General features: G+C 72.0%; 12 protein-coding genes and 1 tRNA gene. 9 read left to right on the plus strand and 4 right to left on the minus strand.

Going from position 1 to position 14727, the window contains the following annotated elements:
* Positions 1-65 precede the first annotated feature (65 nt).
* From ACFPQ9_RS28015 to ACFPQ9_RS28035, 5 genes are all read left to right on the plus strand, one after another.
* On the plus strand, positions 66-560 hold the full coding sequence (locus ACFPQ9_RS28015) for a GNAT family N-acetyltransferase (protein WP_380859048.1): 495 nt from the start codon (positions 66-68) through the stop codon (positions 558-560).
* 277 nt (positions 561-837) lie between these two features.
* On the plus strand, positions 838-1677 hold the full coding sequence (locus tag ACFPQ9_RS28020; RefSeq protein WP_380859051.1) for a helix-turn-helix domain-containing protein: 840 nt from the start codon (positions 838-840) through the stop codon (positions 1675-1677).
* Complete coding sequence (locus tag ACFPQ9_RS28025; protein ID WP_380859054.1) at positions 1649-1861, plus strand: DUF397 domain-containing protein; 213 nt, start codon at positions 1649-1651, stop codon at positions 1859-1861. Before ACFPQ9_RS28020 ends, ACFPQ9_RS28025 begins: the two co-directional genes overlap by 29 nt.
* A gap of 249 nt (positions 1862-2110) precedes the next feature.
* On the plus strand, positions 2111-2638 hold the full coding sequence (locus ACFPQ9_RS28030; RefSeq protein WP_380859057.1) for a DUF485 domain-containing protein: 528 nt from the start codon (positions 2111-2113) through the stop codon (positions 2636-2638).
* Positions 2635-4245 carry a sodium/solute symporter gene (locus tag ACFPQ9_RS28035; protein ID WP_380859060.1) on the plus strand — a complete coding sequence of 537 codons (1611 nt, stop codon included), beginning with the start codon at positions 2635-2637 and terminating at the stop codon, positions 4243-4245. Before ACFPQ9_RS28030 ends, ACFPQ9_RS28035 begins: the two co-directional genes overlap by 4 nt.
* A 27-nt stretch (positions 4246-4272) precedes the next feature.
* Here ACFPQ9_RS28035 and ACFPQ9_RS28040 read toward each other — a convergent pair whose 3' ends face one another.
* The 3 genes from ACFPQ9_RS28040 to ACFPQ9_RS28050 form a co-directional block, all read right to left on the minus strand.
* Positions 4273-5160, minus strand: coding sequence for a coiled-coil domain-containing protein (locus tag ACFPQ9_RS28040; RefSeq protein ID WP_380859063.1), 888 nt, complete (start codon positions 5158-5160; stop codon positions 4273-4275).
* A 329-nt stretch (positions 5161-5489) separates the two neighbouring features.
* Positions 5490-8987, minus strand: a complete 3498-nt coding sequence (locus ACFPQ9_RS28045; RefSeq protein WP_380859066.1) for an SUKH-4 family immunity protein — start codon at positions 8985-8987, stop codon at positions 5490-5492.
* Positions 8988-8995: 8 nt separating this feature from the next.
* Positions 8996-9991, minus strand: a complete 996-nt coding sequence (locus tag ACFPQ9_RS28050; protein ID WP_380859069.1) for an SMI1/KNR4 family protein — start codon at positions 9989-9991, stop codon at positions 8996-8998.
* A gap of 309 nt (positions 9992-10300) precedes the next feature.
* Here ACFPQ9_RS28050 and ACFPQ9_RS28055 point away from each other — a divergent pair, with 309 nt between their 5' ends.
* The gene (locus tag ACFPQ9_RS28055) at positions 10301-10825 is read left to right on the plus strand and encodes a YwqJ-related putative deaminase (RefSeq protein ID WP_380859072.1); all 525 of its coding nucleotides are present in this window, start codon (positions 10301-10303) and stop codon (positions 10823-10825) included.
* Between the two features lie 61 nt (positions 10826-10886).
* Positions 10887-11381 carry an SUKH-3 domain-containing protein gene (locus ACFPQ9_RS28060; protein WP_380859075.1) on the plus strand — a complete coding sequence of 165 codons (495 nt, stop codon included), beginning with the start codon at positions 10887-10889 and terminating at the stop codon, positions 11379-11381.
* Positions 11382-11509: 128 nt separating this feature from the next.
* On the opposite strand, the gene ACFPQ9_RS28065 is transcribed toward ACFPQ9_RS28060, so the two are convergent.
* Positions 11510-12841, minus strand: coding sequence for a sensor histidine kinase (locus ACFPQ9_RS28065; protein ID WP_380859078.1), 1332 nt, complete (start codon positions 12839-12841; stop codon positions 11510-11512).
* Between the two features lie 222 nt (positions 12842-13063).
* On the opposite strand from ACFPQ9_RS28065, the gene ACFPQ9_RS28070 reads away from it, so the two are divergent.
* Together ACFPQ9_RS28070 and glmU are read left to right on the plus strand one after the other, a co-directional pair.
* Positions 13064-13135: transfer RNA gene (locus tag ACFPQ9_RS28070), tRNA-Gln, on the plus strand.
* Between the two features lie 124 nt (positions 13136-13259).
* The gene (gene glmU / locus ACFPQ9_RS28075; protein ID WP_380859081.1) at positions 13260-14708 is read left to right on the plus strand and encodes a bifunctional UDP-N-acetylglucosamine diphosphorylase/glucosamine-1-phosphate N-acetyltransferase GlmU; all 1449 of its coding nucleotides are present in this window, start codon (positions 13260-13262) and stop codon (positions 14706-14708) included.
* Positions 14709-14727: the final 19 nt, after the last annotated feature.

Below are 14727 nucleotides of genomic sequence, written 5' to 3' on the forward strand. Positions count from 1 at the left end.
CGTGGCGGTACGAGCGTCCTTCCCCAGTCGGACGGACCCCTGACGGCCTCACCTACGCTGTCCCCATGCCGACCCTGGAACGCCTGCGCGCCGACCACGCGGACGCCCTGCTCGCCTTCGAGCACGCGAACCGCGCGTACTTCGCCCGTACGGTGCCGGACCGCGGCGACGAGTACTTCACGCCCGCGGGATTCGCGGCCAGGCACAAGGCGCTGCTGGCCGAACAGGACGCCGGGATCTGCCACTTCCACGTCGTACTGGACGACGAGGGGCGCCTGGTCGGCCGGATCAACCTGATGGACGTCGAGGGCGGCTCGGCCGAACTCGGCTACCGGGTCGGCGAGTTCACGGCAGGCAAGGGTGTCGCCACGGCGGCGGTCCGGGAGATGTGCCGGATGTCCGCCACGGCGTACGGGCTGACGTCCCTGGTCGCGGTCACCACGCTGGACAACGTCGGGTCCCGGACCGTCCTGGAACGGAACGGGTTCGTCGCGGTCGGTGAGACGACGGTCGGCGGCCTGCCCGGCATCCGCTACCGGCGCGAGCACCTCGGGCACTGACAGGGCGGGAACCGGCCGGCGAGGTCGAAGGGCGTGTCCTTCCGAGAAGGCTGATACGTCACTGTGGGTCCCCAGGTCCGCCCGCTGTCCCGGGAGACCCGGAGGGTGAGAAAGGGAACGGCCATCTCGTCGAACGGGTCTTTCTCCTGCTCAGCTTGTTCCACGCCCACGCCTTTCACTTTCCGTGCCGTTGCATGCACACAGTGGCGTCACCCTGGGTACGCTCGGAAGGTGGCTCAGCGTGACAACGGAGTCCGCACGGAGGGGAGTTGCAGGGGTGGCCATCGAGGACAATCCGCGTTCGCGGGAGCAGTACGGCGCCGAACTGAAGCGGCGACGCGAGGCAGCGGGCCTCACCCAGGAGCAGCTGAGCCAGCGTGCGGTGATGTCGCGCACGCACATCGCGCACATCGAGGCGGGGAGGCGGCGACCGGATCCGGATGATGCGCGGAGGTTGGATCAGGTGTTGGGGGCAACCGGGTTCTTCGAGAACTTCTTGCCGACGCTGGACGGGAAGGAGGTGGCAGAGCACTTCAAGCAAGCGCTGGAGTTCGAAAGCAGGGCGACGGTGATCAAGGAGTACGCTCCCAGCCTCGTACCCGGCATCCTGCAGACGCGTCCCTACGCGTACGAGGTGCTCAGCTGCAGCTTCCCGCGCAAGTGCGACGAGGAACGCGACAAGCTCCTGGCCACTCGCCTCGAACGTGCCTGTATCCTCGACGATTTCCACTCACCCGAGATCTGGGTGCTTCTCGACGAGGCAGTGCTGAGACGGGTCGTGGGCAGCCCCGCCGTGATGTACGAACAGCTTCGGCACATCGCGGAGTTGGGGGAGAGCCGCCGCATCCGCGTGCATGTGCTCCCCTATTCCGTGGGCGCGCACCCTCTGCAAGAGGGCTTTCTCTCCCTGATGTGGTTCGAGGATCTGCCACCCATCGCGTACGCGGAAGGCGTGAACAGCGGGCGCATTCTGGAACTTCCCTCCGTGGTACGCGAGTGCCAGGATCTTTACGATCACGTGCTGGGCGATGCCTTGTCGCACCGTAAATCCCTGGACCTGCTCAAGTCCGTTGCGGAGGATTACGAGCATGAAGCGCAGCGAGCACACCATTCCTGACCCCTCGGCGCTGACCGCTTGGCGCAAGTCCAGCTACAGCGGCGGCAGCAGTGGCTCGTGCCTCGAAGTCAACGACGCCGCCCGCCCCACTCACGTCCCCGTCCGCGACAGCAAGACCCCCGCCGGACCGGCGATCGTCTTCTCCGCGTCCGCCTGGACGGCGTTCGTCGCTGCACTGCATTAGGCGGCCGGCGCCGGTGCACCTGAAGTAGTGCTGTCGTCGCCCTCAGTCGCCGTACGGGTGCCTCAAAAGTCTGAGTTAACGCGGGTAACACCCCAGGTCAGACACGGTTCGGCATCGTTAGCGCATACCGACCACTCAGTTTGCAGAAACCCTCGCGCTCAGCGGTACTCCAAAGTAACCTGCGTGGCTCGCCTCCCCCCATCTCCCTGCGGTCCGCCGCCGGACCCGAGCCACGCAAGGAGCACCGGGATGTCCTCCCCGTACGACCCGTACAACCGGCACAACCCGTATGACCCGCACAACTCACGTGAACCGCACGATCCGTACGACAGGTTCCAGCCACCTCGCCACCCCTCGGCATCTCCACCCCCGTCGTATGCCACCTACCCCTGGCAGCCACCCGTCCCACCGGAGCCACCGGCACCTCCACGGCACCAGACTTCCGACCATCCGCCCCTCGGACACCACAGCGACCTGCGGATCCTGCGCGGCGCCTACCGCTGGCAGCGGCGCGTGGCGACGCTGACCGCGCTCGGGTACTTCACGCTGTTCTTGATCCTGTCCGCCTTCGCGCCCGGGTTCATGACGGGCACGGTCACCGACGGGCTGCCCGCGGGCCTGCTGCTCGCGCTGCTGCAACTGCCCGTCACCTGGCTGGCGATAGCCCTGTACGAACACACCGCCCGGCGCTACGTCGACCCGATCGCGGACCGTATCCGCAAGGAGGCCGCGGTGGACGCCAAGCGTGAGGCGGGACAGCGGAGGTCCGGACGATGACGAACTTCAGCGGAAACGCGCAGGCGATGTCGCTGGTGGCGTTCTGCGTCGTGGTCACCGTCACGCTGCTGCTGTGCGTGATGACCGGCCCGGACCGGGACGACCTCGACGAGTTCTACACGGGCTACAGCTCGCTGTCCCCCATGCGCAACGGCCTGGCGATCGGCGGCGACTACATCAGCGCGGCGACCGTACTGGGCACCACCGGTGTGGTCGCGCTGTGCGGCTACGACGGGGTCGTGCTGGCGCTGAGCACGGCCCTGTCACTCATGCTGCTGATGTTCCTGCTGGCCGAACCCCTGCGCAACGCCGGCCGCTTCACGATGGGTGACGCGCTGGCCCGCCGGATGCCGGGGCGGGGCGTGCGGATCGCGGCGTGCGGGGTGACGCTGGCCGCACTGCTGCCGCTGATGCTGGTGCAGCTGGCGGGGACCGGCCAACTGCTGGCGTTCATCCTCGGATTCTCCAGCGACGGCCTGAAGACCGGCTGCGTCATCGGACTCGGCGTGCTGATGATCAGCTACGCGGCCATCGGCGGGATGAAGGGCACGGCGCTCATCCAGATCCTGAAGCTGGTGATGCTGCTCGGGTCGGGTGCCGTGGTCGCCCTGATGGTGCTGAACCGCTTCGACTGGGACCCGGGCGCGCTGTTCAACGCGGCCGCCGAGCACAGCGGGGTGGGCCCGGCGTTCCTTCAGTCCGGGCTCCAGTTCGCGGGCAGCCCCTACCCCCGCGTCGACATGATCAGCTCTCAGCTCGCGGTCGTCCTCGGCGGCGCGGTGCTGCCGCACATCACCATGCGCATGTACACGGCGACGAGCGCGCGTCAGGTGCGCAGGTCCATGTCCTGGGCGGTGTCGAGCGTGGCGCTGTTCGTGCTGGTGATCACGATCGTCGGCTTCGGCGCGACGGCGCTGATCGGGCGGGAGGTGATCGCCGGGGCGGACCCGCAGGGCAACACGGCCTATCTGCTGGGCTCCAGGGCCGCCTTCGGCGCCGAGGTCTCGACCGCGGAGAGTCTGCTGTTCACGGCGGTCACCACGGCCATCTTCCTCACCGTGCTCGCCTCGGTCGCCGGCATGATCCTCGCCTGCGCGAACTCCCTCGCCCACGACCTGTTCGCCACCCGGATGCGGGAGTTGTCCGCGCACCGCGAGATGGCGCTGGCACGGCTGGCGGCGATCGGGGTCGGTGTCCCGGCGATCGTGCTGGCGACGATGGTCCAGCACCGCAGCCTGCAACCGCTGGTGACCCTGTCCTTCACCCTGGGCGCCTCGGCCATCGCCCCGGCCCTGGTCTACAGCCTGTTCTGGCGCCGGTACACCCGGGCCGGTCTGATGTGGACCCTGATCGGCGGCACGGCGGTCGTGCTGGTGCTGATGCCGTGGACCAACCTGGTCTCCGGCTCACCCGTCTCGGCCTTCCCCGAGGCCGACTTCAACTGGTTCCCGTTCACCACGCCCGGCCTGGTGTCCGTGCCCGCCGGATTCCTCTTCGGCTGGCTCGGCACGGTCAGGTCGGGACGCCGGGAGTCCGAGGAACAGCGACGGCAGTACGAGTCCGTGGAGGGATGGATCCTGGCGGGAGCGGTACGCAGGGGGAACTGAGCCGGAAACGGAAACGGGCCGCCCGGGTCACTCCTGGGCGGCCTGGCCCGTGAGCGCCGTCAGGCTGTTGCGCATCTGGCCGATGTGCGTACGTACGTCGTCCCACACCTCGCCGTGTTCGCGCAGCACCTGCTCGGTCTCACGGGCGATCTCCTCGGCCTGGAGCCTGGCCTGCGTGACCAGCTCCGTCGCCCGCTCCTGCGCCTCTTCCTGCACCCTGCGAGCGGTGGCGTCCGCCTCGGCGAAGCTCTCCTTCGCCTCGGCCAGCGCAACCTCCGCCCGGTTCGCCCGTTCCCGCTCCGCCGCCTTCTGTGCGGCCAGCTTGTCCTCGGTCTCCTGCTTCAGTACGGCCCACCGCTCGTCGTGGTTCTTGGACTGCTCGGTGAGCATGCGGGTGGTGCGGTGCCGCAGCTCGCGCAGCGCGAGGAGTTCAAGGCCGCGCTCCTCACGCACCGTGCGCCGGGCGGCGACCCGGATCTCGTCCGCCTCGGCACGCGCCGCGAGCAACCGCTCCTCGGTGAAGGCGTCGGCCTCCGCGGTCAGGGCGTCGGCATGCGCCTGGGCCGCGTCCCGCAGCCCCTTCGCCCACGCCTGCGCCTTGCCGACCAGGCTCTCCGCCTCCTGCCGGGCACTCTCCCGCACGGCCTCGGCCTCCTTCTGCACCAGCTCGAACAGCCGCCGCGCCTGCTCCCCGAGGGCCTCGTACGTCTGCGGGCCGAGCTGCGCCACCTCCTCCCGCAGCCGCTCCGCCTCCGCCTCCATCTCCTTGGCCAGCACGGTGAGCCGGGCGGCCCGTTCCCAGGCGGCGTCCCGGTCGCGGAAGAGGGCGTCGACATAGGCGTCGACCTGATCGGGACGGTAGCCACGCCCCTTGACGACCACGAAGTCGTGGAGCGAACACGGTTCGCTGCTCATCCTGAGAACCCCTCTCCGCCGAGCGACTGCAAAAATGATGATTTAGCGCATATCTTGAGGTATCAGACGGAGGCCCTCATAACGCGACACTCCGGGCGCGGGGCGGGTGCGCGGAGGACGGGCGCGGGTGCGCGGAGGACGGGCGCGGGTGCGCGGAGGACTGGCCGCGGGCGGGCGGAGGACTGGCCGCGGGCGGGCAGGGGGGCGGGCGGCGGGCATGCGAAAGGGCCGGACCCGGTCGTATCACCGGGATCCGGCCCTTTCAGCGCCCTCGCCCGGCGGCCGTCACCGGCAGCCGGGCGAGGGTCCTCACAAACAGTCGGGTGGCGTCACAGCAAGCCGTCCCACATCTGCTCAAGGAGCACCGACCACCAGCTCTCCGGCGAGCCGAGCGCCGCCGGGTCGAGGGCGGCGAGCTGGGCCTGGAAGTCGACGGTCCAGCGGCCCGCCTGCTCCTGGTTCAGGCCGAAGCGCAGCCGCCACATCCGGCCGAGCAGCGCCAGGCAGCGCTGGAACTCGGGCAGGCCCGTGTTCACGAACTGCGGCGGCACGGGCGCACCGCCCGGCCCTGCCTCCACCGGCACGGCGACGATGTTCGCGGTGCCGTACTGCACACAGACGGCCTTGCCGAAGTCGCTGCCCATGACTAGGTACGACCCGGCGTCCGACGCCGGCTGCACCCCGCGCTCCTGCGCCAGCTCCGCCAGCGTCGGAACGGGCCGCCCCGGCTGGGCCTGTGCCCAGAAGAACGGGCCCATGTCCATCGGCAGCCCGCCGACGACCAGACTGTGCGCCACGACCGGCGGCACGCCCTGCCGGGACACGGCGGCCTGCTCGAACCGGAAGAGCCCCGGCCCGAACGCGCCCGCCAGTTCCTGCGCCACGCCCTCCGGCGGAATCGGCGGCGCCGCCTGCACCTGCGGCAGCGGGGCACGCACCGGCGCCGGCCGGGCCGGGCCGTCGGCCACCTCGTGCAACTCGCCCTGGTGGGCGAGTAGTTGCTGCATGCCCTGCTGCCGGCTCGCGTGATCGGTGCCGTACGGCGCGATGGACGTGATGCGTGCCTGCGGCCACTGCTCCCGGATCATCCGCGCGCAGTACGCGCCCGGCAGCTCGCACGACTCCAACTCGGTGTGCAGCTCCAGGACCTGGTCCGGCGGCACGTTCATGCCGCGCAGCTCATGGAAGATCTGCCACTCCGGGTGCGGCGTACCCGGCGCCGAACGCCGGATCAACTGCTGCTCCGACCCGTCCTGCGCGCGATACCGCAGAACGGCCTGATAGCCGGGGCCGACGGTCGGCTGACCGACGGGGGGTTGCGGCGGGTACCCGTAGGAGGGCTGGCCGGGGGCGGCTTGACCGGGGCCGGGTGGCATCCCGGGAGAGGGGTGTCCGGGGGCGGGTGGCATTCCGGGGCCGGCCTGACCGGGGGCGGCCTGACCGGGGCCAGGTGGCATTCCGGGTCCCGGCTGACCGGGGCCGGGTGGCATTCCAGGGCCGGCCTGACCGGGGACGGCCTGACCGGGGCCAGGTGGCATCCCGGGTCCCGGCTGACCGGGGCCGGGTGGCATTCCGGGGCCAGGGTGACCGGGCGGCGGCGCGACGGCACCCGGCGGCATGGGCGGCTGCGCGGCGCCGGCCATGCCGGGAGCGCCGGACATGCCAGGAGCGCCAGGCATGCCAGGGGCACCGGGAGCGCCGGGAGCGCCGGGAGCGCCGGGAGCGCCGGGAGCGCCGGGAGGCGGCATGCCCGGTCCCGCCGGAGGCATGCCGTGGGCGCCCGGTGGCATACCGGGAGCGCCCGGAGGCTGCGGCGCGCCGGGGGCCTGCGGCGGCGGAGGCACGCCGGGACCACCGACCGCCGGTCCGGCCAGCACGGTCTCCGCGTGGTGCACGGCACCTCGCGCGTCGCCGGAAGAGGTGGGGGCACCGGGCGGCTGGGGAGCACCCGGACCGGCGGTGCCAGGCGCACCAGGGACGCCGGGAGCGCCGGGCGGGTGGGGAACGCCGGGGCCGGCGGCACCTGGCGCACCGGGGACGCCGGGGGCACCCGGAGGCTGGGGCGCGCCGGGCATGCCGGGAGCACCGGGAGTACCGGGCGCGTGGGGGACGCCGGGCGGATTAGGAGGGCCGGGCGGGTTGGGAACACCGGAACCCTGCGAAGCCCCCGGCGCACCGGGAGGCGGCGGCGCATCCCCCATCCGGCTCGGGTCGGCCAGCACGGTGGCGGCATGGTGCACCCCGCCGGGGGGCGTACCGCCGGGCGTGCCAGGCGGGTTGGGGGCGCCCGGAGGCTGCGGCGCGCCGGGCATGCCGGGCGCACCCGGAGCACCGGGCGGCTGCGGAAGGCCGGGCGGGTTCGGGGGACCGGGCGGGTTCGGAACACCGGAACCCTGTGAAGCCCCAGAACCCTGTGAAGCCCCGGGGTCCTGCGAGGCCCAGGGACCCGCGACGCCCTCCGGCCCGTCGGGGCCGAGCGAGGACACAAGCTGCGTGGGCACGTAACCGCCACCCGACGAGCCGGGAGCACCCGGATTACCCGGGGTCCCCGGAGCAGCCGGAGCCGACGGCGGCGCAGGCGTACTGCCCGCCGGCGCACCCGGCATCCCCGGCGCGCCCGGCGGCGGAGGCGGCGTCGCCCCACCCCGCGCCCGCGGAGGCGCCGCCTTGCTCGTGGCGGCATCGGCGATGTCCGCGGCGTTCGACCCGGGCTGCTGCCCCGGCGCCCCGGGAGCGCCCGGAGCGTGCGGCACACCCGCAGCACCGGCAGGCGCACCGGGCGGAGGCGGCGTACCCGGCCCGCCGGGACCCTGCGGATACCCGTACGAAGACGCAGGCGCCGTACCCGGCCCGCCGGCACCCTGCGGATACCCGTACGAAGACGCAGGCGCCGTACCCGGCCCACCGGCACCCTGCGGATACCCGTACGAAGGCGCGCCCGGCGGAGGCGGAGGAGTCGCACCCGGCGGAGGCGTCCCGCCCGGACCGCCCGGCTCGTTCGCATCGCCGAGCGCCGGTGACACCGCCGTGGGCGGAAGCTGGCTGCCACCCGACATCAACGCCGTCTGGGCGTCCGACTGCACGCTGTCGTCACCGCTCAGCGGCGGCGCGAACACCGTCTCCGGCAACGGCACGGAACGATCCTCACCGGGATCGGCATTGGTGTCCGTCCCGGCCCACGGAGTCGCCCCGTCGGGCACGCCGTCCGACCCCGGACCGCCACCCCCCGCCGGAGGCCCACCCAACGTCTCGGCAAGCCCCCCGGCCCCGGAAGCACCGCCAACAGACGCAGCACCACCGGCGGACGCACCACCGGCACCGGAAGCACCACCCACGGACGCACCACCGACGGACCCGGCACCGGCCTCCGAAGCGCCACCCACGGCCCCGGCGCCACCAACACCGTCCCTGCCCCCGTCACCCGCGGCCAACGCCCCGCCCCGGCCGCCGTGTGTCCCGATCCGGTCCGCTGCCTCCTGCAACCACTCCGGCGGAGTCAGCAGGAACGACGTCTGGTTCAGGTCCACCCGGGCCGGAGGCGCCGGCGCGGGCTCGGGGACCGCGTCCGTGCGGCCGTACTCCTCCTCGTAGCGGCGGATCACCTCACCCACCGGCAACGCGGGCCACAGCGTGGCCTCCCCGCTGTCCCGGGCGATCACCAGCCGCTGCGCACCCCCGTCCGAACGCGGCCCGTCGGCACGGTCCTCGGCCCACACCACGAACCCGCGCTCGAACTCCCGCACCCGCACCTCACGATGCTGGTACGACGGCAGGTCGCCGTTGATCCACTCCTCGGCGCGCTCCTGCGCCTGTGCGAACGTCACCATCGCGAAGCTCACTCCCCCACAGCCGCGGCCGCGACGGGCACCGCACGCGCGAACCCACCGTCCACCATCAGATTCGCCACCGTCTCCAACTCCGGCGGAGAACCGGCCAGCCGGGACAGAAACGCGTCGAAGTCCTCACCGCACGGCATCAGCAGACGCTCCACCCGCTCCGCCGGCGGCCACGAGGGATCCACGTCCCGGGCGTCGTCGAAGGCGCAGAACCACACCGAACCGATCCGGTCGCCCTTCACCTTCACGGCCAGCAGCCCGCCCTGCACGAACCCGACGCCCAGGTAGTCCTTGGTCAGGTGGTCGCGCAGGCACTTGTTGACGTAGACCAGGTCGTTGACCGCCGCCTCGTCCCGCACCGTGAACAGCGGCTGGTCGATCAGCAGGCCCAACTCCGCGTCCAGAGCCGTGCCCACCGGCGCGCACCCGCCCGCCGCCTTCAGGAACGACCGGTACGCACCCGGGAGTCGGTACCCGAGGTCCTCCTCGACCCCCAGCGCCTGCGCCTCCGTCACCGCCACACCCGACTTCGGCAGCCGGAAGTGCGCGGGCCGGGTCTCCTGCAACGGGCGCGTCCCACGCTTGTTGTGGTCCACCGCCGAGGTCGCTATGCCTCCGTGATGCCGCAACAGCGCCTTCACCTCGACCGGAACCAGCTCCAGTCGGCGCGTGCCCACCGCGTGGTGCCACGTCCAGCCGTGCGGCGTCGCCACCGCGGGCACCGTGTCCCACAACTCGTGCCCCGTGGCCGCCAGCGCCGCGTTCGCCGACACGTAGTCCGTCAGCCGCAATTCGTCGACGCCGAAACCCTCCGGCGGCTCCGCGATCTCCGCCGCCGCACGCGCGTACGGCGAGAAGTCGGGGTAACCACGCTCGTCCACCCGTACCCCTCTCGGGTGACGGGAGGCGCGAACCGGATCCGGGAAATGCACGACCTGCCCGGCGTAGGCCGCGTTCGGCGGCGCGGCTTGCTGCCCGAGCCGACCTGTCGTCATGGCGGTTGCCCCCTGCGGCGTTCTGAATACGCGCCACCACGACCACTCTCGGTCACAACGGCACGTATCGACTGTCTCGTCTGCGTCCACGCGTCACCGCATGGAAAGCGGTGCCGACAGCCTATGCGGTACCACGATCCCGGTCACCGGCGCCGGTCACGACCCCCTCCGCTTCCGTGACCAGCCGTCACCCTGCCGTGACAGCCCGCCCAAACCCGGGCGTGTCGCGTCGCCCCAGCTTCCGCACCCGCCACGGCATTTGGCACTCTGTGACGTCCGAGAGCATGCCCGGGGGATGCTCGGGAGGGGATGATGATCATGAACGCGACGCAGACAGGGCCGCACGCCGCGAGGTCCGGCGACCCCCGCATCGGCTGGAGTGCCACCGAAACCGTGCACGCGCCCGCCCTCCACCACCGCCGTGACGGCATACTCCCCACCGTCGCCGCCGCCCTGTCCGTGCGCGGCGCCACGCTCACCGGCACCGCCGCCCGCGGCGACCAGCCCCCCGAGCTGCACCACCTGGTGCAGGACTTCCTCGACACCCTGACCAGCGGGGAACGCGACCGCTTCACCGGCCGCTGCGCCGAGACCATCCTCATCTCGCGCCATATCGCCGCCGCCGACGCCACTCGCAGCAAACGCGCCGCCCGCAAACCGATGACCAATGGCGAAGCCCGCAAAGCCCTCAAGCAGGCCAAGCTCACGGCCCGCCGCATCCGCGAGGACGGCGACCCCCTGCACGGCAGCTTCGCCGCCCCCTGCCGCGCCTGCACCGCCCTGAGCGCCCACTTCGGCGTCCGTATCGTCGACCCGGCGGCAGCGGACGGCTGACCCACCACACCCGCACCACAGCGCTCCACGCACACCGGCGCACTCGACGAACGAAGGGCAGATGCACACCGACCGCACCTCCAGCACCCGCTTCCCCGTCCCCGTCGACGCCGCCCTGCGCGCGGCCGGCTGGCAGCCCGGACGCTGGGACATCAAACAGGCCGAAGTCTGGGCGGACACCCTGCGCGAGCACACCTCACCCGCCGGTCACCGCCATGCCGTCTTCCCGGCCGCGGTCGAGGCCTGGGCCGAGTTCGGCGGCCTGCACATCGCACCCGCCGGCCCCGGCCGCCAGGTCGCCCCGGCCCACCTGCACTTCGACCCCCTGCACGGCCTCCACATGGCCCGCACCCTCGGCGACCTCGGCCGCGCCCTCGACACCGAGGTCTGCCCCCTGGGCGCCGAGCCCGACACGGAGGCACTCCTCGCCATCGACTCCGAGGGCCGCGTCTACGCCCTCGACCACACCGGCGACTGGTACCTCGGCCCGGACATCGACCAGGCCCTCTCCGGCCTCGTCGCGGGGATAGAACCGGTACGGCTCACAGCGGGCTGAAGCGCCCCAAAGGGGCGCGGGGCAGTATCGATGTGCGGCTCCGCCGCGTGGGCGCGACCAGCCCCAACGCCGCCGCAGACGAACGACGACACAGCGCGGCACCCCCATCGGCCCCCCAAGCGGAGCGCCTACGCCGGAATCACCGCCGACACCCGGAAGCCCCCGGCATCCGTCGGCCCGGACACGAACACCCCGCCCAGCGCGACGACCCGCTCCTTCATCCCCACCAGGCCGTTGCCACCCGACGGCAGCCGCGCGGCCGACGCCGACGACGGCTCCGGCGGCGGCCCGTTCTCCACCTGCATCGCGATCTCCGACGTGCGATGTGCGAGCCGTACCTGCGTCTTCGCACCCGCGGCGTGCTTGTGGACGTTCGTCAGCGCCTCCTGCACCACCCGGTACGCCGTCTGCTCGATCTTCGGCGCGTACTCCCGCGTCTCGCCCTCCACGGACAGCTCCACGACCATGCCCGCGGCCGCCGACTGCCCGATCAGCTCCTCCAGCTCCGACAGACAGGGCCCCTCCGCGGTGCTCTCCTCCCCGCCGGACAGTTCCCGGTCGGCCGCTGCGGCCGCCGCGGCTCCCACCGCGGCGAGCGGCACGGCGGCACCCCGCGCCCGGTCCGCCGTGGCGGCCCCGCTGCGCAGCACACCGAGCATCTCCCGCAGCTCGGTGAGCGCCTGCCGGCCCATGTCCCCCACCAGCGCGGCGTTCTTCACCGCCTTCTCGGGATCCTTGCGGGCGACCGCCTGGAGCGCGGCGGCATGCACCACCATCAGACTCACCCGGTGCGCGACGACGTCGTGCATCTCCCGCGCGATCCGGGTCCGCTCCTCGCCGCGCGCCCACTCGGCCCGCTCCTCCGCCCGCTCGGCCAGCAGCTGAAGCTCCCGCTCAAGACTGTCCGCCCGCTCCCGGAGCGACTCCATGAGCCGCCGCCGCGCGCCGACGTACAGGCCGAGAAGAAGAGGAGGCGCGGTCACACCGAGCGCCGTGGTCACCGACGCGAACGGAACCACCCAGTCGCCGAAGGTCAGATCCCCCCGGTCCACGCCCTGCCGCATCCACACGAACATCACGATCAGCGTGCCGACGAACGACATCCCGGCCAGCGAGGCGATGATCCGCCTCGGCAGTTCGGAGGCGGCGAGCGTGTAGAGCCCGACGATGCCCAGCAGCATCCCCATCTGGGCGGGCAGTACGGCGATCGACACGAGCACGACCGCGATCGGCCAGCGGCGCCGCAGCACCAGCACCGACCCGGCCAGCACACCGAACACCACGCCCGCGGCCACCGGAATCCCGGCGTCCCCCGCGAACCGGACCCCCTCCAGTCCGCATTCCAGCGCGGACACGACACCCAGACTCACGTCCAGAACCGCGCTGCGCACCCTGTCCCACCACCACGGCCCCGCCTCCGGCGGCGGGACCTCGGCGCGCTCTTCCCCCGTCGTGGTCATGCCTCCAGCCTAAGGGCCGCCCGCCCCGCCTTTCCGGCGAGTTTCGCGGACCGGCCCACACCACGCCCGACAGGCGGTTACGCGGACATCGGCGACGCGAACGGCGTCCGCTTCCCGCACCGGGGGCGGCGAGTTGTACCGTCGCACGGAAGGCGTCCGGTACGGCATAGTAGGAGGCGCCGCCCGGCGGCATGACTAAATGTCCGGTTTAGCCATGCTCAATCCCCCGTGGTGTAATTGGCAGCACTGTGGCTTTTGGTGCCATCTGTCCGGGTTCGAGTCCTGGCGGGGGAGCAAATACTCCAGTGCGGGCCCCGACTGCTGACAGCGCAGTCGGGGCCCGCTCTCATATCCCCCACGAAACGCCCCGGTATCCTGCGGATGTCACCCCACCCCCGCCACATCCGAAGGGCAAACCGTGAGCGCCATTCGCCCGGCAGCCGTCGTCGTTCTCGCAGCGGGTGAGGGCACCCGTATGAAGTCGGCCACACCGAAGGTCCTGCACGAGCTCTGCGGACGCAGCCTCGTGGGGCATGTGCTCGCCGCCGCGCGCGAGTTGGACCCCGAGCATCTCGTCGTCGTGGTCGGCCACGCCCGTGAGCAGGTCACCGCACACCTCGGCGAGATCGACCCCGGCGTGCGCACCGCCGTGCAGGCCGAGCAGAACGGCACCGGTCACGCCGTCCGTATGGCCCTGGAGGAGCTCGGCGGCGGTGTCGACGGCACCGTCGTCGTCGTGTGCGGCGACACCCCGCTGCTCACCGGCGCGACGCTGACGCACCTCGCCGCGACCCACTCCGCCGACGGCAACGCCGTCACCGTGCTGACCGCCGAGGTCCCGGACGCGACCGGTTACGGGCGGATCGTGCGCGACGGCGCCTCCGGTGCCGTGACCGCGATCGTGGAGCACAAGGACGCCACCGAGTCGCAGCGGTCGATCCGGGAGATCAACTCCGGTGTGTTCGCGTTCGACGGACAGCTGCTCGCGGACGCGCTGGGCAAGGTCCGCACCGACAACAGCCAGGGCGAGGAGTATCTGACCGACGTGCTCGGCATCCTGCGCGAGGCCGGTCACCGGGTGGGTGCCTCCGTGGCCGCAGATCACCGTGAGATCGCCGGGATCAACAACCGGGTGCAGCTCTCCGAGGCCCGCCGGATCCTCAACGACCGGCTGCTGACCGCCGCGATGCTCTCCGGCGTCACGGTGATCGACCCGGCGACGACCTGGATCGATGTGACCGTCACCTTCGAGCAGGACGTGACCGTCCAGCCGGGGACGCAGTTGCAGGGCGCCACGCACCTGGGTGAGGGCGCGGAGGTCGGTCCCAACAGCCGGCTGAAGGACACCAGGGTCGGGGCCGGGGCACGGGTGGACAACACCGTGTCCGACGGTGCAGTCGTGGGGGCGCAGGCGAGCGTCGGGCCGTACGCGTATCTGCGGCCGGGGACCCGGCTGGGCGCGAAGGGCAAGATCGGTACGTACGTCGAGACGAAGAACGCCTCGATCGGCGAGGGGACCAAGATCCCGCATCTGTCGTACGTCGGCGACGCGACGATCGGCGAGCAGACGAACATCGGTGCCGCGAGCGTGTTCGTGAACTACGACGGACAGGACAAACACCACACCACCGTCGGCTCGCACTGCCGTACCGGTTCGGACAACATGTTTGTGGCTCCTGTCACGATCGGGGACGGTGCGTACACCGCCGCCGGGTCCGTGATCACCAAGGACGTGCCGCCCGGTTCGCTCGCCGTGGCCCGTGGTCAGCAGCGGAATATCGAGGGTTGGGTGGCTCGCAAGCGTCCGGGCAGCGCCGCCGCGAAGGCCGCGGAGACGGCGTCTCGGCAGGTCCAGGGCGAGGACTGACCGGAAACGGGTGCGCCAA

The sequence above is a fragment of the Streptomyces coerulescens genome (assembly GCF_042657965.1).
Lineage (GTDB): Bacteria > Actinomycetota > Actinomycetes > Streptomycetales > Streptomycetaceae > Streptomyces > Streptomyces coerulescens.